The sequence below is a fragment of the Bacteroides sp. AM16-24 genome (genome assembly GCF_003471885.1).
GTDB lineage: Bacteria > Bacteroidota > Bacteroidia > Bacteroidales > Bacteroidaceae > Bacteroides.
This window is the reverse complement of record NZ_QRKI01000003.1, coordinates 338,207-357,846: the sequence shown is the minus strand read 5'-3', so window position 1 is coordinate 357,846 and position 19,640 is coordinate 338,207. Positions and strand designations below refer to the sequence as shown.

The following is a 19,640-nucleotide window of genomic DNA, read 5'->3' as shown; positions in this document are numbered from 1 at the left end:
TTTTAAATATATACACAAAAAGGTTAAGAACCCTCTTCAGAAGGGTTCTTAACCGAATTACCTGATTTACAGGCTAATGTTATTTAAGTTCAACTTCAGCTCCAGCTTCTTCCAATGTTTTCTTCAATGATTCTGCTTCGTCTTTAGCCAAACCTTCTTTAACTACGCTAGGAGCACCGTCTACCATGTCCTTAGCTTCTTTCAAGCCAAGACCACAAGCTTCCTTCACGGCCTTAACAACCTGAAGTTTAGCTGCACCAGCGCTCTTCAATACTACATCAAAAGAAGTCTTTTCTTCAGCGGCAGCAGCACCACCAGCTGCAGGACCAGCAGCAACAGCTACAGCTGCAGCAGCAGGTTCAATACCATATTCTTCTTTAAGGATAGTTGCAAGTTCATTAACTTCTTTTACTGTCAAGTTAACTAATTGTTCTGCAAAAGCTTTCAAATCTGCCATTTTTGTATGATTTTAATTGTTTAATTACTAATTTGTTTATGAAAAATTTATTCGGGACGTTCACCAAGAGTTTTGAGAACTCCGTGAATGGTGTTTCCACCTGATTGGAGAGCAGAAATAACATTCTTGGCCGGTGACTGCAGCAAAGCAACGATATCGGCAATAACTTCATTCTTACTCTTAATACTAACGAGAGCATCCAACTGGTCAGCACCAACATAGAAGCTTTCTTCTGCATATGCAGCTTTCAGTCCGGGAATACCGTCTTTAGCTTTTGCTTTGATCAACTTAGCAGGTAAGTTGGCAGTATTACAGAACATAATAGCTGTAGTACCTTTCAAGCAACCATAAAGCGGAGAATAATCTTCTTCCAGACTTTCCAATGCTTTGTGAAGCAATGTATTCTTAATCAGCATCAATTTGATGTCCGATTTGAAACATTCTCTTCTCAACGCGCTTGTAGCAGCAGCGTTCATCGCAGTGATGTCTATCAAATAGAAGTGACTATATTCCTTTACTGTAGCAGCAATCTGCTCAATAATCGTACTTTTATCTTCCTTTCTCATTATTACTCCGTTTTATTAGATTTCTTCTACTGATTTCGGGTCAATCTTGATACCTGCACTCATTGTGCTAGAAAGATAAATACTCTTAATATATGTACCCTTGGCTGCAGTCGGTTTCAATTTATTCAAAGTAGAGATGAATTCCTTCGCATTATCACGAATTTGATCAACGCCAAATGAAACTTTACCGATAGAAGTATGAACAATACCACTCTTATCAACTTTGAAGTCGATCTTACCTTGTTTTACTTCTCTTACAGCTTTAGCAACATCCATAGTTACAGTACCACTCTTCGGGTTAGGCATCAATCCACGAGGACCGAGCACACGACCGAGTGCACCAATTTTACCCATGATAGACGGCATAGTGATGATTACATCCACATCTGTCCATCCACCTTTGATCTTTTCAATATATTCGTCAAGACCAACGTAGTCAGCTCCGGCTTCTTTTGCAGCAGCTTCAGCATCCGGTGTACAAAGCACCAAAACGCGTACAACTTTACCAGTACCGTGAGGAAGTGATACAACACCTCTCACCATCTGGTTCGCCTTACGCGGGTCAACGCCCAAACGCACGTCGATATCCAGTGAAGCATCAAACTTAGTATAGGTGATTTCCTTTACCAAAGATGCAGCTTCTTTCAGTGAGTATGCTTTCCCTGCTTCAATTTTTTCTGCAGCCAACTTTTGTTTTTTTGTCAGTTTACCCATTCTAATTGAAGTTTATTAGTTATTAACCGGGAACTCCCCTTTTACAGTGATACCCATACTTCTAGCTGTACCAGCAACCATTGTCATGGCAGCTTCTACAGTGAAACAGTTCAAGTCCACCAATTTGTCCTGAGCAATCGTACGAACCTGTTCCCAAGTAATCTCGGCAACTTTCTTACGGTTAGGCTCAGCAGAACCACTCTTTACCTTAGCTACTTCAAGCAATTGAATAGCAACGGGAGGAGTCTTGATTACAAAATCGAAAGACTTATCTGCGTAGTAAGTGATAATCACAGGAAGAATTTTTCCTGCTTTGTCTTGGGTTCTGGCGTTGAATTGCTTGCAAAACTCCATGATGTTAATACCCTTTGAACCCAAAGCAGGTCCTACGGGAGGTGATGGATTTGCCGCGCCTCCTTTAATCTGTAATTTGATTAGTCCAGCAACTTCTTTAGCCATTTTTTTTATTGATTTATATATAAACATTAATCAAAGAACACTACAGCGTAACACCTGTATTATTCTTTTTCAACTTGCATAAAGCCTAATTCAAGCGGAGTTTTCCGTCCGAATATCTTTACCATAACCTTGAGTTTCTTCTTCTCGGTGTTCACTTCTTCAATGATTCCACTGAATCCACTGAACGGGCCGTAATTTACTTTCACAGTTTCACCGACTACATACGGGATGCTAAGCTCTTCAGTAGCATCCTGCAGCTCGTCCACCGTACCAAGTATACGATTCACTTCCGATTGTCTCAGGGGAACAGGTTTATCCGATCCACCTAAGAATCCAATCACATTAGGAGTATTTCTCAAGTGGTGAGCTACCTCACCAACCAGAGCTGCCTCCACCAAAACGTAACCAGGGAGATAACTTCTCTCTTTCACAATTTTCTTTCCATTGCGAACCTGATAAACCTTTTCGGTAGGAATCAATACCTGAGATACATAATCACCAAGGTCGCTGTTTTTAATATCAGCTTCAAGGTATTCCTTCACCTTAGCTTCTTTTCCGCTAATAGCACGCAGAACGTACCATTTCTTTTCAATCTCAGACATTTCCCTCGTTTTTTAGTGTGGATAAATAATTTTCTCCATTACGTTCTGGAAACAGAAGTCCATCGCAAATACTACCAATGCAATAAGCAGGGAAGCATATAAAACAACTACTGCACTGTTAGTAAGTTCAGAATACGTAGGCCACGATACTTTATGTACAAGTTCGTCGTAAGTTTCTTTAATATAAGCTACAATCTTCTTCATTTCAAAAATATTAGCACGGGAGGAGAGGCTCGAACTCCCGACACCCGGTTTTGGAGACCGGTGCTCTACCAACTGAGCTACTCCCGTGTGAACATAATCAGTTCCCGATATACACCGGGAACTGATTAAAATATTTGGTAATTAGTCAAGAATTTCAGTAATCTGACCTGAACCTACCGTACGACCACCTTCGCGGATAGCAAAACGCAAACCTACGTTCAGGGCTACCGGATAGATCAATTCTACGTTGATTTCTACGTTATCACCAGGCATTACCATTTCAGTTCCTTCCGGAAGAGTGATTTCACCTGTACAGTCCATAGTACGCAGATAGAATTGAGGACGATATTTGTTGTGGAACGGAGTATGACGACCACCTTCTTCTTTCTTCAAAACATAGATAGAAGCTTTGAACTTAGAGTGAGGCTTAATCTGACCCGGTTTACAAAGAACCATACCACGTTTGATTTCGTTCTTATCAATACCACGAAGCAACAAACCAACATTGTCACCAGCTTCACCCTGATCCAACAATTTGCGGAACATTTCAACGCCAGTTACAACTGATTTCTTATCTTCACCCAAGCCGAGGATCTCAACTTCATCACCTACGTGAATAACACCAGTTTCGATACGACCAGTAGCAACAGTACCACGACCAGTAATAGAGAATACGTCTTCAACCGGCATCAAGAACGGTTTATCAACATCACGCGGAGGCAGCGGAATCCAAGTATCAACAGCATCCATCAGCTCCATAACTTTATCTTCCCATTTTTCTACGCCATTCAATGCACCAAGAGCAGAACCACGGATGATAGGAGTATTGTCACCGTCAAATTCGTATGCAGCCAACAGTTCGCGCATTTCCATTTCAACGAGTTCCAACATTTCTTCGTCATCAACCATATCGCACTTGTTCATAAATACAACAAGCTTCGGTACGTTTACCTGACGAGCCAGCAGGATGTGCTCACGAGTCTGAGGCATCGGACCATCAGTAGCAGCAACTACGATGATAGCACCGTCCATCTGAGCAGCACCAGTTACCATGTTCTTTACGTAGTCGGCGTGACCCGGACAGTCTACGTGAGCATAGTGACGGTTAGCAGTTTCATACTCTACGTGTGAAGTATTGATAGTAATACCTCTTTCTTTTTCTTCAGGAGCATTATCGATCTGATCGAAAGATTTAACTTCTGAAAGACCTTTCTTTGCCAACACTGTAGTGATAGCAGCTGTTAACGTGGTTTTACCGTGGTCAACGTGACCGATTGTACCGATGTTTACGTGCGGTTTTTTACGTTCGAATTTCTCTTTAGCCATAGCTTTACTTGTTATTTATTTGATTAATAATCAGCATTTACATATTTATGAGCTGTTACCGGGACTTGAACCCGGGACCTCTTCCTTACCAAGGAAGTGCTCTACCGCTGAGCTATAACAGCAAGGAGAAAAAGAGGTGTGGGCAAAGATGGATTCGAACCACCGAAGGCGTAAGCCAGCAGATTTACAGTCTGCCCCATTTGGCCACTCTGGTATTTGCCCTTACAGTTAAATAAAGAACTCTTTTTTCCTTATTGTTTTTTTTGAGCCTCTTGTCGGATTCGAACCAACGACCCCGAGATTACAAATCACGTGCTCTGGCCAGCTGAGCTAAAGAGGCAATTACTCAAAAAATGCAACCGTTACGTTCTAGTGCGAGCGAAACGGCTGCAAATTTAGGCATTTATTTCTTTTCCGCAAAATTTTAGCGAAATTTTATTTGCTCCGTTGTTTTTCCTTGTACTTAACCAGCTGTTTCTCTATGGCTTCAACACTTAAATCGATTGCCTCTTCAAACGTATCACAGATCTTGCTTGCGTAAAAATCGCCGCTAGGCACAATCACTTTTACGCCGGCTTCTTTATTTTCTGCGGTTTCTGGTTTAACTACCTTTAATGACACCTCTACTTTCTTTATATCATCGTAATACTTCTCCAACTTTGCAACTTTCTTCTGAATAAAGACTTGCAATTGCTCTGACGCGTCAAAGTGAATTGATTGAATTCTTACTTCCATACTTACCTCCTTACTTTTAGGCCCGAGGATGAGCCAGGTTATACACTTTTTTAAGTTCTTCAAAAGTAGTATGCGTATAAACCTCCGTAGTCGCCAAACTCTCGTGACCGAGAAGTTCTTTTATAGCTCCGAGCTCTGCATCATGATTCAGCATAGTCGTAGCAAAAGTATGCCTCAACACATGAGGACTACGTTTCTTCAACGTTACTACCTTTGACAGGTTTCGTTTCACTATATTTTCAACAATACTGCGAGAAAGACGCGCCCCATTCTCCCGGACAAAAAACGCATCCGTCCGAACCGGGACTGCTTCATTTCTAACATCGACATACTCCGTCATTGCATTTTTCAGCTCCTCGCCAAAAGGTATCAAACGCTGTTTATTTCGTTTCCCCGTCACTTTGATAAGTGAAGAAGAGAAATCTACATCTTTATTGTCCAATCCTATCAATTCAGAAAGCCTCACGCCCGTGGCATAAAACATCTCAATAATCATATGATCACGACATCCCTTAAAGCCTTCACCGAAATCCACCTCATCCAACAACCTATCCATATCACTCTCCCGAAGAAAAGCAGGTAACGGTTTCTTATTTTTAGGTCCCGTTATCTTTTGCAATGGATTCACAGCCACCTCACCCTTCCTTAAAAGGAATTTATAAAATGACCTAAGCGAACTTAGCTTCCGGTTTATTGAAGTAGAAGTATATCCCCTGTCCATTAAGGAAACAATCCATTCGCGAACAAGTTCAGCCTTTACTTCCGATGGAGCCGAATCTCCAATTTCTCCTCTCGCAAACTCTTCAAACTGACGCAAATCTTCCCGATAAGACTTTATAGTCTCTTCGGAGTAATTCCGTTCGTACTGAAGATAGTCAAGAAAAGAGTCTGTCAACCACATATATCGCTACATCAAAAATCATGCAACGAATGTATGAAAAGAATTCAATAATTCAAAGGAAATTACGAATTATTAATCTTCTACTTGCTGAAGTTTTTGTACGTAAACTGCACGTTCTTTCTTAAGTCTGTTTACCACAGACGGTTTGTCAAACTGCTGTCTGCTTCTTAATTCCTTAACGATACCAGTTTTTTCGAATTTTCTTTTAAATTTCTTCAGCGCTTTCTCAATGTTTTCGCCTTCTTTTACAGGTACTACAATCATTTTCTTTTTATTAAAATGTTAATGGTTTAAAAATCTCACGATTAAATTGAGCGGCAAAATTACACATAGTTTCTTTATCCACAAAACTTTCCGCCAAAAAATCTGCAAAAAGAAGAAAGAATGCCACAACAAAAAATTCTCAGCCCCAATAGAATAAGCAGGCAAATAGGACATTTGCCGAAAAAAGAAGCCAACTAACATAATACCTGCTCCGTACCAACTCCGCATTCTCTCCATTCAGAGGTACCTCTGACCGCAGAATGTACGGAGCAAGTCGGGGACAGGTCGGGTTCAGCCAGGGAGTTGGTATTGTTCATACATTGATAAAAGCATTGATTACCTGCTGCCAACGGACAAAGTACAGTAATCGGCAAAAGATATTCAAAGAAAGTGAGTATCTTTGAGGGATGAATGTTATACCTATATATAAATAGTATATGAGCCAGACAATAAACAATCGGATACAAGCCTTACGGGCTTTGTTCAGTCAAGATGGCATACAGGCCTTTATTATTCCGAGTACAGACCCGCATCTGAGTGAATATGTTGCTCCTCACTGGAAATCCCGGGAATGGATTTCCGGTTTTACAGGTTCCGCAGGAACCGTTGTCGTAACTACCACTAAGGCAGGATTATGGACTGATTCCCGCTATTTCCTCCAAGCTGCCCAACAGTTGGAAGGTACTGAAATAGAGTTATACAAAGAAATGCTTCCTGAAACACCCAGTATCTCCACGTTTTTAAGTATGCAATTAGCTCCCGGTGACACCGTAGGTATTGATGGGAAAATGTTTTCTGCAGAAGCTGTGGAAAACATGAGAGTTAAATTACAGAAACAGCGGATACGGCTGAAAAGTATTTCAGATCCGTTAGATCAATTATGGACTGATCGACCACCAATGCCGGAAGGTCCAGCATTTATCCATGAAACGAAATATGCAGGAAAAAGCAGCACAGAAAAAATTTCCATTATCCGGGAAGAGTTGAAAAAGTGCAATGCCAAAGCATTATTCCTGTCGGCTCTGGACGAAATTGCATGGACACTCAACCTGCGCGGCAGTGATGTACATTGCAATCCTGTAGTTGTCAGCTACCTATTGATTGAAGAACAACATACACACTTTTTCATCCAACCACAAAAGATTACCCCTGTGGTTGCCAACTATCTAAAAGGAATAGGAGTAAGCCTGCACCCTTATGAGGAAGTGGAAACATACCTCAACCGGATAAATGTGGATAGCCTGCTCATTAACCCGGCTAAAACAAATTACGCCATGTATTCGGCCGTCAACCCCAATTGCAGAATCATTCATGGAGCTTCCCCGGTTACTCTGCTGAAAGCAATTCGTAACGAACAGGAAATAGCCGGAATACACGCAGCAATGCAACGGGACGGAGTAGCTCTGGTCAAATTCCTGAAGTGGCTGGAAGAGGCAGTCCCCACCGGCAGAGAGACCGAGATAAGTGTAGACAAAAAACTGCACAACTTCCGCGCCGAACAGGATTTATACAAGGGAGAAAGCTTTGACACCATTGCAGGGTACAAAGAACATGGGGCAATCGTACATTACGAAGCAACTCCCGAAACAGATGTCCCTCTAAAGCCTGAAGGTTTTCTGCTATTAGATTCCGGCGCACAATATCTGGACGGAACTACAGATATTACACGTACGATTGCCTTAGGTAAACTAACCAAAGAAGAGAAAACAGACTATACATTAATATTAAAAGGGCACATCGCACTGGCAATGGCCAAATTTCCTGTTGGTACACGCGGAGCACAACTGGATGTACTGGCGCGTATGCCGATATGGCAACGGGGAATGAACTTCCTGCATGGTACAGGACATGGCGTAGGCCATTTCCTGAATGTACACGAAGGACCTCAGAGTATCCGGATGAACGAAAACCCGATACCCCTGCAACTGGGTATGCTGACATCCAACGAACCGGGCGTATACAAAGCAGGAAGTCATGGAATCCGGACGGAAAATCTGGTTCTGGTAGTTCCTGCCGGAGAAGGAATGTTCGGCAACTATCTGCAATTCGAGACTGTAACCCTCTGCCCTATCTGCAAAAAAGGAATTATTAAAGAACTGCTCACTACAGAAGAAATCGAATGGCTCAACAGCTATCATCAAACTGTATATGAGAAATTATCGCCAAGCCTGAACAAAGAGGAACAGGCATGGTTGAAGGAAGCAACAAGTAAGTTATAACCACTAAATAGTAATCAGTATACAAAATGGCATTAATCAAATCAGTCAGAGGTTTCACTCCTGAATTTGGAGAGAACTGTTTTTTAGCAGACAATGCAGCCATCATCGGAGATGTAAAAATGGGACGTGATTGCAGCATTTGGTTCAGCACCGTACTGCGCGGAGACGTAAACTCCATCCGCATCGGAAACGGGGTCAATATACAAGACGGAAGCGTGCTGCACACCTTATATGAAAAATCAACCATTGAAATAGGCGATCACGTTTCTGTAGGGCACAACGTCACCATTCATGGAGCTACCATTAAAGATTATGCATTGGTAGGCATGGGCTCTACCATTCTCGACCACGCTATTGTGGGTGAAGGCGCTATTGTTGCTGCCGGCTCACTGGTTTTGAGCAACACGGTCATTGAACCGGGAAGCATCTGGGGTGGTGTCCCTGCAAAATTCATCAAAAAAGTAGATCCGGCACAGGCTAAAGAATTGAATCAGAAGATTGCACACAACTATCTGATGTATTCCAATTGGTATAAGGAATGATAAGCTGACGGATATGTATAAATAGAAAGGGGGCAGATAAACTACGATCTGCCCCCTTTCTATTTATACATATCTCTTAGAAATTAATCATACTCAATATTTTATCCGTAGCTCCAGCGTTACTAGTGACATAATATCCGGCATTTGTTCCTGTCTCACGCAAGAATATATCATCTGTCAGCATCCGGTCGAGCAATTCTTTCAATTCCTCATAATTCTTAATGGAGAAAGCACCCTTAGCTTCTATCAACTGTATGGCTTCCATAAATTTCTGGTATTTAGGTCCGAATATAACCGGAATTCCATAGACAGCCGCTTCTAATGTGTTATGAATACCCACTCCGAAACCGCCACCTACATATGCTATCTCACCATATCGATAAATAGAGGATAATAAACCGAAGCAATCGATAATCAGGCAATCAGCTTTCAGCACATTCTTTTCGTCCGCACGGGTATAGCGCACATACGGGCGTTTCAATTTCCGGATTATCTCTACCAGGTGATTTTCATCTATCACATGCGGAGCTATTATAAGTTTTACTTCCGGGTGATTATTGAAATATTCGATAAACAGATCTTCATCCGGTTGCCAGGAACTACCGGCAACAAAAGTCATCGTATCATTCTTAAAGAGCTTTACCAAAGGCAATTCTTTGGCTTCTTCACGTATCTGCAAAACCCTGTCGAAGCGTGTATCACCAACTACCGTCACGCGATTGATGCCGATCTTACCCAAATAGCGTTTAGAACGTTCATTCTGCACAAACAAATGATCAAAATTACGTAATACGTGGCGATAAGTTCCTCCATACCACTTAAAGAAAACCTGTCCGCGACGGAATATAGACGAAACACTATACACCGGGATACGACGTTTATGCAATTCATCCAGATAATTCTTCCAGAACTCATATTTGATGAAGAAAGCCATGCAAGGATTCGCTATATCCAGGAATTTCTTCACATTCCGGGGTTTATCAAACGGCAGGTAACATACCACATCCGCCCCACGATAATTCTTACGTACTTCATATCCGGAAGGAGAGAAGAATGTCAGCAATATACCATAATCAGGATATTTGGCACGAATTTTCTCTATCAGAGGACGCCCTTGTTCAAACTCGCCCAAGGAAGCCGCATGAAACCAGATGTAACGCACATCCTTTTCCAATTGCTGTCTGAGAAGTTCATACACCACCCAATGCCCTTTCATCATTTTACGGGGTTTACGGCTAAAAGGAGCCGCCAGATGCACCAGAAGGTCATAGATACCTATCGCAAGGTCATAAAACATACTTTCTTCAGCTTGGATTTCAATTTTATTTCAGTACTTCAATTGCTCGTTTCATACGCGCCAGTGTCTCTTCTTTGCCCAGCACCCAGGAGATGTCGAACATATGCGGGCCTTTCCCCTCGCCTACCAGCGTCAGGCGAAAAGCATTCATTATATTTCCGGTATGGTATCCTTTTTCTGCAATCCAGTCCATTACAATCTTTTCCTGATTTTCGATGCCGAAGTCCTCGATACCTGCCAGTACTTCCATTAATTCAGTCATGCACTGGGCAGAATCTTCTTTCCAGCGTTTCTTCACAGTCTTTTCGTCATATTCGGTGGGAGCTACAAAGAAGAAACTGGATGCTTCCCAAAGTTCGCGCACAAAGCTTACGCGATTCTTCATCATACCTACTACAGTTACCACTTTCTCAAACGGAGCTTCCACGCCCTGTTCTTTCAGAACCGGAACAAAAAGTTCTGCTATTTCCGTATCCGGCTTCAACAATATATATTCATGGTTGAACCAGATTCCTTTCTTGTAATCGAACTTAGCACCAGATTTACTGCAATGACTCAGGTCGAACAATTTTATCAATTCATCCATAGACATGAGTTCCTGATCGTTACCCGGATTCCAGCCCAGCAAAGCCAGGAAATTAATCACTGCCTCAGGCAGATAACCCGATTCACGATATCCGGAAGACACTTCACCGGTTTTGGGATCATGCCATTCCAATGGGAATACGGGAAAACCAAGACGGTCACCGTCACGCTTGCTCAACTTACCGTTACCTTCCGGCTTCAGCAGCAAAGGCAGGTGGGCAAAAGACGGCATCGTATCTTCCCAACCAAAAGCACGGTACAACAACACGTGCAACGGTGCAGAAGGCAACCATTCTTCACCACGAATCACATGGGAAACCTCCATCAAATGGTCGTCTACAATATTTGCCAAATGATAGGTCGGAAGCTCATCTGCTGATTTATAAAGTACCTTATCATCCAGAATAGAAGAATTAATTATCACCTCACCCCGGATCAGGTCGTTTACATGCACGTCTTCATTGGGTTCTATCTTAAAACGAACCACGTACTGCTTACCCTCGGCAATCAATGCATCTACTTCTTCTTTAGAAAGTGTCAGTGAATTACGCATTTGCATACGGGTAGAAGCATCATATTGGAAATTGGCTATTTCAGTGCGCTTTGCTTCCAACTCCTCGGGAGTATCAAAAGCAATATAAGCCTTACCTGCATCCAATAATACTTTCACATACTTCTTGTATATTTCACGGCGTTCGGACTGGCGGTACGGTCCATGCTCTCCACCAAAGCTGACTCCCTCATCGAACGGGATACCCAACCATTTGAAAGATTCCAATATATATTCTTCTGCACCCGGCACAAAACGGTTACTATCAGTATCTTCGATACGGAAAATCATATCACCTCCATGTTGGCGTGCAAAAAGATAATTGTATAATGCTGTACGCACACCACCAATGTGCAACGCCCCTGTAGGACTTGGGGCAAATCGAACTCTGACTCTTCTTTCTGTCATATTTTGCATTACTTATGAGATAATTAGACGGCAAAATTAAACCTTTTTTTCCACACTAATGTTTTTTTTTGTACTTTTCGCAAAAAATTCAACCGATATGAATAAAACCAAGACTAAAAAAAGCTTTTCTTATAGAGATTTGCTGTATAAAGTACTCATATTTATCGGCACGGTAGCTATTATTGTATACTTCCTGCCGCGTGACGGCAAATTTAATTATCAGTTCGATATTGATAAGCCGTGGAAATATGGACAACTTATGGCTACATTCGATTTCCCCATCTATAAGGACGATGCAGTCGTGAAACGGGAGCAGGACAGTATTTTTGCTGCTTTCCAGCCTTATTATCAATTAGATAAAAGCATAGAAAAGACTGCCATCAATAAGTTGAAAACAGATTATCAAAGCCATCTGCGTGACATTGTCCCCTCTTCCGACTACATGCGTTACCTGGAAAAAAGATTGTCGGAAATTTATAAGGCGGGCATACTTTCTACGGAGGGACTCGACCAACTACAGAAAGACAGCACCACTGCCATTATGGTAATTGATGATAAACTTGCCAACCAACGAAGCACCGAACAACTGTTTTCCGTAAAAGATGCCTATAACTATCTGCTTACTGCGGACACTGCGCACTATTCACCTTTCATTTTACGACAGTGTTCTCTCAACGAATATCTGTATCCGAATCTGTCATACGACGAACAGCGTACAGAAACAGCCAAGAAAGAGACCCTCGATAATTATGCTTGGGCAAATGGCATAGTTGTAAGCGGACAGAAGATCATAGACCGGGGAGAAATTATAGATCAGGAAACTTATAATATTCTTGAAAGTCTACGGAAAGAATCTATTCAGCGCAGTGAGTCATTGGGACAGAAACGCCTGATACTAACAGGACAAACACTATTTGTCGGTATCTTTATTCTTTGCTTCATGCTTTATCTCGATTTGTTCCGTAAAGACTATTATGAACGTAAAGGCAGCCTGTCCCTACTCTTTACACTAATCATGTTTTATTGTGTGGTGACGGCCCTTATGGTGGCAAATAACATCTACAATGTTTACATCATTCCCTATGCGATGCTGCCGGTCATTATCCGTGTATTCCTCGACTCACGTACGGCATTCCTCACACAGGTAGTCACTATACTGATATGCTCCATTTGTTTACGCTATCCGCATGAGTTCATACTCCTGCAACTGGCCGCCGGTCTGGTTGCGATATTCAGCCTGCGGGAATTATCACAGCGTTCGCAACTTTTCCGCACAGCCCTGCTGGTAATACTTACTTATGCTGCACTTTATTTCTCATTTGAGTTGATTACTGAAAACGACTTGTCAAAACTGAATGGAAGCATGTATACCTACTTCACAGTGAATGGAGTACTTCTATTGTTTACTTATCCGCTTTTATTCTTATTGGAGAAGACTTTCGGATTTACTTCCAACGTTACCCTGGTAGAACTTTCCAATATCAACAGTCCGTTGCTGCGTCGCTTGTCCGAAACAGTTCCAGGTACTTTCCAGCACTCCATGCAAGTGGCCAACCTTGCAGCAGAAGCTGCCAACCGTATTGGGGCAAAGAGCCAGTTAGTACGTACTGGTGCTTTATATCATGACATTGGCAAGATGGAGAATCCAGTATTCTTTACTGAGAACCAATCGGGAGGTGTCAATCCGCACAAAAATCTCAGTTATGAACAAAGTGCACAGGTCATCATCAGCCATGTGACGGACGGACTGAAACTGGCTGAGAAGAACAACCTGCCTAAAGTGATAAAAGACTTTATCAGTACTCACCATGGCAGGGGAAAAACAAAGTATTTTTATATTTCCTGGAAAAATGAACACCCGGACGAAGAACCGAATGAAGAATTATTCACTTACCCAGGTCCGAATCCATTCACTCGTGAAACAGCTATCTTAATGATGGCAGATGCTGTGGAAGCCGCCTCCCGCAGTTTGCCCGAATATACGGAAGATAGTATCAATAACCTGGTGGACAAGATTATTGATTCGCAAGTAGAAGAAGGTTACTTCAAAGAATGCCCTATCACCTTCAAGGATATCGCCACCGTAAAATCAGTTTTCAAAGAGAAATTGAAAACGATTTACCATACCCGTATCAGCTATCCCGAACTTAAAAAATAAGAAATATGAAAGCAACTGCCCAAGACCAAAAACGTACCGAAAGCCTTCTGCAACACAAAGGCGTCCGGCTGCATGACATCCAGAGTTTCAGTTTCATGAAGCGTTTTCGCGAGGTTCCACGCAAAAACGACCTGAAGGTCAAAGATAAATATGGTGCGGGCATCTTGACATTACACCTGAAACAGGGTAACCAAAAGGCTTTTTATGTTCGCCCGTTCCAGAAGCCATCATCTATTATCCGCTATCTGGTTTCGCAAAACATACCTTTTGATAATTCTATCTCGCGGGAACGGACAGCGGCGGAAATTCCGGCGACTACCTATCAGCGCCCGTCACTCTATATGTTTTATTTCTTAGTGCTTTTCATCACGTTCATGATATTGGGATATCAGGCTATTGCATTCGGAAGCTGGTGGGCATATTTTCTGGGCATCATTTCGTTCGGTCTGAGTATCTATTTCATGCACATGTTGATGACACGCTTTTGCTATCTGAAGGTAGACAATAAAAGTCTCAGAATATATAGTGTAGGGCGTGAAATAGTGTATCCCTACGAAAAGATACTTAAAGTCAACTTTGACTTTGCACGTGAACAGGCTTTCACGCATGTGATGGAAATATTGGATAAAGATTATCACTATCGTCTTTACTACATAGGCAGGGTATCCCGGCGAACACTGAATGACATTGCTGAGACTCTGCAAAGTGCAGGTGTAGATGCCACATGTAGCCTGAATGAAGATAAGAGATTCTATCAGGATAAACAGATTTTTCACTAAGTAAGCGCTATGGATTACACTCGGAACGAATTAGCATCCACAGCTCCGGCATCTATCTATTACTAAGAAAAGAATTAGTATTAGTTACTTTGCGAAATACGCTCCAACAATCCTGCGCAAGCATCCTCCAATAGATCGAGCACATACTCAAACCCTTCGGCTCCACCATAATATGGATCGGGCACGTGGTCGGCATGCGTAAAGCGGGTACAGTATTCCGTCATAAGGTGTATCTTCTTCCATTCTTCCGGAGAAGGGGCACGATCTTTCAAGTCATCAATATTTCGGTCGTCCATCCCGATAATCAAATCGAAATTATAGAAATCTTCCGTTCGCACGGAGCGCGAACGATGTGTGAGCTCGTAACCGCGACGAATAGCATGGGCACGCATCCGGCTATCAGGTAATTCACCCTGATGATAAGAGGAGATACCGGCAGAGTCTACCACAAACTCATTCCCCAGTCCGGATTCTTCCAACAAATGTTTCATCACACCTTCTGCAGAGGAAGAACGGCAAATATTACCGAGGCAAACAAACAGTATTTTACAAGGTTTCATAAACACATTATTTAGTAATCATTAAACTTGGTACAAATGGGTGTTTTATTTTCCCAACTGGAAAAATGTTTTTTCCAACTGGGGAAAAATATTTCCCCGCTACATCGGATCTACATCATAATAGACAATCAAAGATTTAAAACGATCCTCCGACACCATCTCTTTCTGAACCTGTACCAACAGTTCACGGGCGCGAGCCATCGGAGCATTATACTCTATCTTGACAATAATCTTCCGGATAAATAAGGTTTGTATCCGGGCAACAGGCGGTTTATCCGGACCCAGCACACGGTTACCAAAGACTGCACGCAACTTGCCTGACATGGTCTGTGCCATCAAGTCAAGCAGTTGCTCGTTGCGGTTTTTCAGATAAACATACACCAGGCGGTAATATGGTGGATAGTGAAATATCTGCCGCTCAGCAAGTTGTCCGGCTACCATTTGTTCAAAGTCATTGTGAATGACCTGATCTATAATAGGGTGATCGATACTCTTCGTCTGCAAAATAACACGTCCCCGCTTATTCTTTCGTCCGGCACGTCCGGAAACCTGCGCCATCAGTTGGAAAGCACGTTCGTACGAACGGAAATCCGGATAATTCAACATAGTATCTGCATTCAGAATACCTACCACGCTGACATGGTCGAAGTCCAATCCTTTAGAAACCATTTGCGTGCCTATCAATATATCAGTTTTCCCTTGTTCGAAATCTGCAATGATACGTTCGTAAGCTGAACGGGTACGGGTAGTATCCAGATCCATGCGTGCAACAGTAGCTTCCGGAAACAAAGCTTTAATATCATCTTCTATCTTCTCTGTTCCAAACCCTCGATTGCGCAAGTCGGTCCCTTCACAAGCAGGGCATATACGAGGCAGCTGATACGTATAACCGCAATAATGGCAAGTCAACTGGTTCAATCCTTTATGAAACGTCAGGCTCACATCACAATTCTTGCACTTCGGCACCCATCCACATGTATTACATTCAATCATCGGAGCAAAGCCACGCCGGTTCTGGAACAAGATAACCTGTTCTTTCTGCGCCAGAGTTTCATGAATATATTGAAGTAGTAATGGAGAAAACGGCCCATTCATACGTTTTTTACGATGTAATTCGTGTATGTCCACCGGAATAATCTCAGGCAACTGCATTTCTTTATATCGTTCTTTCAGCTCCACCAGTCCATACTTTCCGGAAGAAGCATTATGCCACGTCTCAATAGAGGGAGTTGCCGTACCCAGCAAAGTCTTGGCGCCATACATGGATGCCAGTATAATCGCTGCATTCCGGGCATGATAGCGGGGAGCAGGGTCTTGTTGTTTATAGGTATTCTCATGTTCCTCATCCACAATCACCAACCCCAGATTGCGGAAAGGCAAGAAAACAGAGGAACGGACTCCCAGAATAATATCATATCCTTTTTCCATCAGTTGCTTTTGCCAAATTTCTACGCGTTCTGCATCGGGAAACTTAGAATGGTAAATACCCAAACGATCTCCAAACACCCGTTGCAGACGTTCTGTAATCTGAGTGGTAAGAGCTATTTCCGGCAAAAGATACAATACCTGTTTTCCTTGCCGGATGGCTTCTTCAATCAAGTGTATATAGATTTCTGTTTTTCCACTGGCAGTCACACCATGCAGCAAGCATACATTTTTGGATTGAAAGCATTGCACAATCTCATCGTGTGCCGCCTGTTGATGTTCATTCAACGGATTGATGGGAAGAGTATCGCGCACAACAGCGTGCAGTCGTCCTATTTCCTGCTGATAGACTTCAAAGATATGCTTATCTACCAAACCATTAAACACTGCTGGTGAAGCAGATGCCCGCAGCAAAAGCTCTTTCTTTGTGACTTCTTTAGGAAAGCTCTTCAGACCATCCCCTCCCAGAATGCCGGACAGTTCAATGTATTTCATCAGTAAATCCAGTTGCTTCGGAGCACGTGCCAGTTCATCAAAGAGTTCCTGCAGACGTTTTTCATTCCGCATCTCGTCTGTCAGTCTTACGCGCGTTTCAGTCTTGGGTTTATAAGTCCGGCGCAGTTCTTCTTTCACAAAGATAGCCTCCTTATCCAGCAAGGATTTGATAACAGGAAGTATATTCTTGAGTCCAGTGTCTTTTTCCAACTTGGTGACACACTGTTCGGGTTCTGCAGAAAGTAAATCCAATATCTTCTGTTCCCGTTCCGGCAGACGGAACTCCGATTCGAAATCCGGATTGTACTCTACCATCGTCTCACTTTCCAGTTTCAAGCCGGAAGGCAAAGCAGCTTTATAAACATCCCCTTGTGTACAGAGATAGTAATCAGCCAGCCACTCCCAGAACTTGAATTGTTCCGGCAATAGAATCGGGCGGGCATCCAGTAATGTAGAGACTTCTTTTACCTCATAATCCATCGGTTCACAATAATGCACATTACGCACTATTGCTGTATAGTATTTCTTTCGTCCGAACGGAACTACCACCCGGCAGCCCATCTGTACCTCATCCGCCCATTCTTCAGGCAGCGAATAGGTGAAGCAACGGGGCAAAGGCAAAGGCAATATGACATCTACAAATTTCTTCATCGCGGCGGCAAAGATACGACAAAAAAATAGCGTTGCCAATCAAAATCAGCAACGCTATTTATATGATAAATATTTCTCTTCTTAGAAAAGATAAGCGGCAGATACTTGCCAAGTCTTGTTTTTAGCACCAATAGCATCGCCTGCTTTTTTCCAGGTAAAACTATCGCCCATCGGGAACTGATAGTTCACACCCACCTGTAAATGCTTAATCAGCTTCACGCCGACTCCCAAGTTAAGTCCTACCTGAGTTTTCTTCCGGTCAACATTATCTTTCTTGTCGAAATCAAAAAAGAAATCAGGACCGGCAGCAAAATAAATACCCAGCAAGCTACCCAATCCAATCGTATATTTCAGATTAACGGGAACTTCCACTCCGGTTTGTTTTACGTCACTTTTACCTCTTTGCGAGAATAGCAAAGCACCATCAACACCCAGACCTACAATAGGAATTGTGATTTCAGCCATCGGACCAATAAAGAAACCAGTCGAGTTATCTTTATTTCCTTTGAATCCTCCATCCCAGTCTATCTTTGTCAAGTTCACACCACCTTTTACACCCCATTTAAGGAGCTGTGCCTGGGCAGGCATAGCCATAAACATGCAGCATACAGCTATAATGAAAGCACTAAAAATCTTCTTCATAATTCTTTTTGTTTAAATTATCGGAACAAATATATGGATTAATTCTTAAAAAGAACAAAATAGATTCATTTTTGTTCAACGACGTTGTCGTCGCACTGATGCCTTTGGAGCAGCTGCCTCACGCTTAGATACCGACTGAGACTTACCAGAAGAAGATTTAGCCTTAGAAGAGGAAGAAGATTTACTTCTAATCGTAACAGTATTGTCACGTCCTTTCTTTTTGGAATTCGCCTTTACAATTTTTGTCCCCGAAACTGCAGAAACCGAATCTGTCTCCTCTACGAGATCCTTACCGTACAATGAATTCTCAAAATCAGCCAGTTCCTTTTCAATCCTTTTCTGCTCTTTCACCATAGCACTATCTGTGGGACAGTATTGCGATAAGGTACGGTTTTGCAAATTCGTAGTTTTATAAATATCACCTTTATATAAACGCGCTGCAAAGAAGTCATCCCAAGTACTGTTTGCTGCATTGTTATAATTGCTAACAGATATCTTAGACTGCATTAAATGAGGAACCAGATCTTGATAGTTTACCCAGAACATAGGGAATTTAGTCTTTTCCAAACTGAACTCTTCCGATCGATGCAATACCGGACAAATGGCCGTTATCACCGAACCATAGGTAGAAGTGCGCTGATCAAAATACCAGACTTCTTTTATGAAATAGCTTAATACATCTGCCGAAGGTATGTCACTGTTACTGATAGATACAACGCTATCACGGCGATTTGCCACCTTCTTCAATTCATAATAGATCTGGAAACGATCCAACACATCACGAAAAGTCACCTCAGCATCTTTCTGAAAACGTTCCGTACCATCCAGCTGATACTCATAAGCCGGTATTTTCTTCTGTGCCAGCAAACGGAACATCGTTGTGAAAAGATTCATTTTATTCCCCTGCGGTTCCACCGGATAGTACAAAGCACCATTGGTATCCTTCGTCAAATCCAGCGTACGGTAGATTTCACGCATCCATACCACATCGTCCGGTAATCCCGGCGAACCGGGATATTGCCTTTGTGCCCACCCTACTGAGAGGTTCGATACACACAGAGTGACAGCTATTATGAGTTTCAAGGAAAGTTTCATAGTCTT

Annotated in this window: 20 protein-coding genes and 4 tRNA genes; 4 read left to right on the top strand and 20 right to left on the bottom strand. The window is 42.4% G+C overall.

Features of this window, described 5'->3' with window-relative positions:
* Positions 1–79: 79 nt before the first annotated feature.
* The 14 genes from rplL to rpsU form a co-directional block, all read right to left on the bottom strand.
* Entirely contained in the window at positions 80–457 is a 378-nt protein-coding gene (gene rplL, locus DW182_RS05830) for a 50S ribosomal protein L7/L12 (protein WP_007662129.1), read from the bottom strand.
* Between the two features lie 47 nt (positions 458–504).
* Entirely contained in the window at positions 505–1,023 is a 519-nt protein-coding gene (gene rplJ / locus DW182_RS05825; RefSeq protein WP_007662127.1) for a 50S ribosomal protein L10, read from the bottom strand.
* Between the two features lie 15 nt (positions 1,024–1,038).
* The gene (gene rplA, locus DW182_RS05820; RefSeq protein WP_007662125.1) at positions 1,039–1,737 is read right to left on the bottom strand and encodes a 50S ribosomal protein L1; all 699 of its coding nucleotides are present in this window, start codon (positions 1,735–1,737) and stop codon (positions 1,039–1,041) included.
* A 15-nt stretch (positions 1,738–1,752) separates the two neighbouring features.
* The gene (gene rplK, locus DW182_RS05815; RefSeq protein ID WP_117691259.1) at positions 1,753–2,196 is read right to left on the bottom strand and encodes a 50S ribosomal protein L11; all 444 of its coding nucleotides are present in this window, start codon (positions 2,194–2,196) and stop codon (positions 1,753–1,755) included.
* A gap of 59 nt (positions 2,197–2,255) precedes the next feature.
* Complete coding sequence (gene nusG / locus DW182_RS05810; protein WP_007662121.1) at positions 2,256–2,798, bottom strand: transcription termination/antitermination protein NusG; 543 nt, start codon at positions 2,796–2,798, stop codon at positions 2,256–2,258.
* Between the two features lie 12 nt (positions 2,799–2,810).
* Positions 2,811–3,002, bottom strand: a complete 192-nt coding sequence (secE, locus tag DW182_RS05805) for a preprotein translocase subunit SecE (protein ID WP_007662120.1) — start codon at positions 3,000–3,002, stop codon at positions 2,811–2,813.
* Between the two features lie 14 nt (positions 3,003–3,016).
* Positions 3,017–3,089: transfer RNA gene (locus DW182_RS05800), tRNA-Trp, on the bottom strand.
* Positions 3,090–3,143: 54 nt separating this feature from the next.
* Positions 3,144–4,328 carry an elongation factor Tu gene (gene tuf, locus DW182_RS05795; RefSeq protein ID WP_073314903.1) on the bottom strand — a complete coding sequence of 395 codons (1,185 nt, stop codon included), beginning with the start codon at positions 4,326–4,328 and terminating at the stop codon, positions 3,144–3,146.
* A 50-nt stretch (positions 4,329–4,378) separates the two neighbouring features.
* Positions 4,379–4,450 (bottom strand) — tRNA-Thr (locus DW182_RS05790).
* 17 nt (positions 4,451–4,467) lie between these two features.
* Positions 4,468–4,550 (bottom strand) — tRNA-Tyr (locus tag DW182_RS05785).
* Between the two features lie 44 nt (positions 4,551–4,594).
* Positions 4,595–4,668: transfer RNA gene (locus tag DW182_RS05780), tRNA-Thr, on the bottom strand.
* Between the two features lie 95 nt (positions 4,669–4,763).
* A complete protein-coding gene (hpf, locus tag DW182_RS05775) occupies positions 4,764–5,063 on the bottom strand; it encodes a ribosome hibernation-promoting factor, HPF/YfiA family (protein ID WP_117691258.1) in 300 nt (99 codons plus the stop codon).
* 16 nt (positions 5,064–5,079) lie between these two features.
* Positions 5,080–5,964, bottom strand: a complete 885-nt coding sequence (gene xerC, locus DW182_RS05770) for a tyrosine recombinase XerC (protein ID WP_118294947.1) — start codon at positions 5,962–5,964, stop codon at positions 5,080–5,082.
* Between the two features lie 72 nt (positions 5,965–6,036).
* Positions 6,037–6,228: a 30S ribosomal protein S21 gene (rpsU, locus tag DW182_RS05765; RefSeq protein WP_007662115.1), complete on the bottom strand. Its 192-nt coding sequence runs from the start codon at positions 6,226–6,228 to the stop codon at positions 6,037–6,039.
* Between the two features lie 437 nt (positions 6,229–6,665).
* On the opposite strand from rpsU, the gene DW182_RS05760 reads away from it, so the two are divergent.
* On the top strand, positions 6,666–8,447 hold the full coding sequence (locus DW182_RS05760; protein ID WP_118294946.1) for an aminopeptidase P family protein: 1,782 nt from the start codon (positions 6,666–6,668) through the stop codon (positions 8,445–8,447).
* Between the two features lie 26 nt (positions 8,448–8,473).
* A complete protein-coding gene (locus DW182_RS05755) occupies positions 8,474–8,989 on the top strand; it encodes a gamma carbonic anhydrase family protein (RefSeq protein WP_007662112.1) in 516 nt (171 codons plus the stop codon).
* Positions 8,990–9,065: 76 nt separating this feature from the next.
* Here the strand turns inward: DW182_RS05755 and DW182_RS05750 are convergent, their stop codons facing one another.
* Together DW182_RS05750 and gltX are read right to left on the bottom strand one after the other, a co-directional pair.
* Complete coding sequence (locus tag DW182_RS05750; RefSeq protein WP_117691253.1) at positions 9,066–10,286, bottom strand: 3-deoxy-D-manno-octulosonic acid transferase; 1,221 nt, start codon at positions 10,284–10,286, stop codon at positions 9,066–9,068.
* Positions 10,287–10,311: 25 nt separating this feature from the next.
* A complete protein-coding gene (gene gltX / locus DW182_RS05745) occupies positions 10,312–11,829 on the bottom strand; it encodes a glutamate--tRNA ligase (protein WP_117691252.1) in 1,518 nt (505 codons plus the stop codon).
* 97 nt (positions 11,830–11,926) lie between these two features.
* On the opposite strand from gltX, the gene DW182_RS05740 reads away from it, so the two are divergent.
* Positions 11,927–13,987, top strand: coding sequence for an HD family phosphohydrolase (locus tag DW182_RS05740; protein ID WP_118294995.1), 2,061 nt, complete (start codon positions 11,927–11,929; stop codon positions 13,985–13,987).
* 5 nt (positions 13,988–13,992) lie between these two features.
* On the top strand, positions 13,993–14,766 hold the full coding sequence (locus DW182_RS05735) for a hypothetical protein (RefSeq protein WP_118294945.1): 774 nt from the start codon (positions 13,993–13,995) through the stop codon (positions 14,764–14,766).
* Positions 14,767–14,846: 80 nt separating this feature from the next.
* Here DW182_RS05735 and DW182_RS05730 read toward each other — a convergent pair whose 3' ends face one another.
* The 4 genes from DW182_RS05730 to gldN all read right to left on the bottom strand — a co-directional run bounded on the left by DW182_RS05730 (position 14,847) and on the right by gldN (position 19,634).
* Positions 14,847–15,326 carry a low molecular weight protein-tyrosine-phosphatase gene (locus DW182_RS05730; RefSeq protein WP_118294944.1) on the bottom strand — a complete coding sequence of 160 codons (480 nt, stop codon included), beginning with the start codon at positions 15,324–15,326 and terminating at the stop codon, positions 14,847–14,849.
* 99 nt (positions 15,327–15,425) lie between these two features.
* Complete coding sequence (gene priA / locus DW182_RS05725) at positions 15,426–17,897, bottom strand: primosomal protein N' (RefSeq protein WP_118294943.1); 2,472 nt, start codon at positions 17,895–17,897, stop codon at positions 15,426–15,428.
* 81 nt (positions 17,898–17,978) lie between these two features.
* A complete protein-coding gene (locus tag DW182_RS05720; RefSeq protein WP_118294942.1) occupies positions 17,979–18,539 on the bottom strand; it encodes a porin family protein in 561 nt (186 codons plus the stop codon).
* A gap of 75 nt (positions 18,540–18,614) precedes the next feature.
* Positions 18,615–19,634, bottom strand: a complete 1,020-nt coding sequence (gene gldN / locus DW182_RS05715) for a gliding motility protein GldN (RefSeq protein ID WP_118294994.1) — start codon at positions 19,632–19,634, stop codon at positions 18,615–18,617.
* Between the last annotated feature and the right edge of the window lie 6 nt (positions 19,635–19,640).

Coding starts and splice junctions, on each gene's coding strand:
- rplL (WP_007662129.1), bottom strand. CDS start 457: ATGGCAGATTTGAAAGCTTTTGCAGAACAATTAGTTAACTTGACAGTA.
- rplJ (WP_007662127.1), bottom strand. CDS start 1,023: ATGAGAAAGGAAGATAAAAGTACGATTATTGAGCAGATTGCTGCTACA.
- rplA (WP_007662125.1), bottom strand. CDS start 1,737: ATGGGTAAACTGACAAAAAAACAAAAGTTGGCTGCAGAAAAAATTGAA.
- rplK (WP_117691259.1), bottom strand. CDS start 2,196: ATGGCTAAAGAAGTTGCTGGACTAATCAAATTACAGATTAAAGGAGGC.
- nusG (WP_007662121.1), bottom strand. CDS start 2,798: ATGTCTGAGATTGAAAAGAAATGGTACGTTCTGCGTGCTATTAGCGGA.
- secE (WP_007662120.1), bottom strand. CDS start 3,002: ATGAAGAAGATTGTAGCTTATATTAAAGAAACTTACGACGAACTTGTA.
- tuf (WP_073314903.1), bottom strand. CDS start 4,328: ATGGCTAAAGAGAAATTCGAACGTAAAAAACCGCACGTAAACATCGGT.
- hpf (WP_117691258.1), bottom strand. CDS start 5,063: ATGGAAGTAAGAATTCAATCAATTCACTTTGACGCGTCAGAGCAATTG.
- xerC (WP_118294947.1), bottom strand. CDS start 5,964: ATGTGGTTGACAGACTCTTTTCTTGACTATCTTCAGTACGAACGGAAT.
- rpsU (WP_007662115.1), bottom strand. CDS start 6,228: ATGATTGTAGTACCTGTAAAAGAAGGCGAAAACATTGAGAAAGCGCTG.
- DW182_RS05760 (WP_118294946.1), top strand. CDS start 6,666: ATGAGCCAGACAATAAACAATCGGATACAAGCCTTACGGGCTTTGTTC.
- DW182_RS05755 (WP_007662112.1), top strand. CDS start 8,474: ATGGCATTAATCAAATCAGTCAGAGGTTTCACTCCTGAATTTGGAGAG.
- DW182_RS05750 (WP_117691253.1), bottom strand. CDS start 10,286: ATGTTTTATGACCTTGCGATAGGTATCTATGACCTTCTGGTGCATCTG.
- gltX (WP_117691252.1), bottom strand. CDS start 11,829: ATGACAGAAAGAAGAGTCAGAGTTCGATTTGCCCCAAGTCCTACAGGG.
- DW182_RS05740 (WP_118294995.1), top strand. CDS start 11,927: ATGAATAAAACCAAGACTAAAAAAAGCTTTTCTTATAGAGATTTGCTG.
- DW182_RS05735 (WP_118294945.1), top strand. CDS start 13,993: ATGAAAGCAACTGCCCAAGACCAAAAACGTACCGAAAGCCTTCTGCAA.
- DW182_RS05730 (WP_118294944.1), bottom strand. CDS start 15,326: ATGAAACCTTGTAAAATACTGTTTGTTTGCCTCGGTAATATTTGCCGT.
- priA (WP_118294943.1), bottom strand. CDS start 17,897: ATGAAGAAATTTGTAGATGTCATATTGCCTTTGCCTTTGCCCCGTTGC.
- DW182_RS05720 (WP_118294942.1), bottom strand. CDS start 18,539: ATGAAGAAGATTTTTAGTGCTTTCATTATAGCTGTATGCTGCATGTTT.
- gldN (WP_118294994.1), bottom strand. CDS start 19,634: ATGAAACTTTCCTTGAAACTCATAATAGCTGTCACTCTGTGTGTATCG.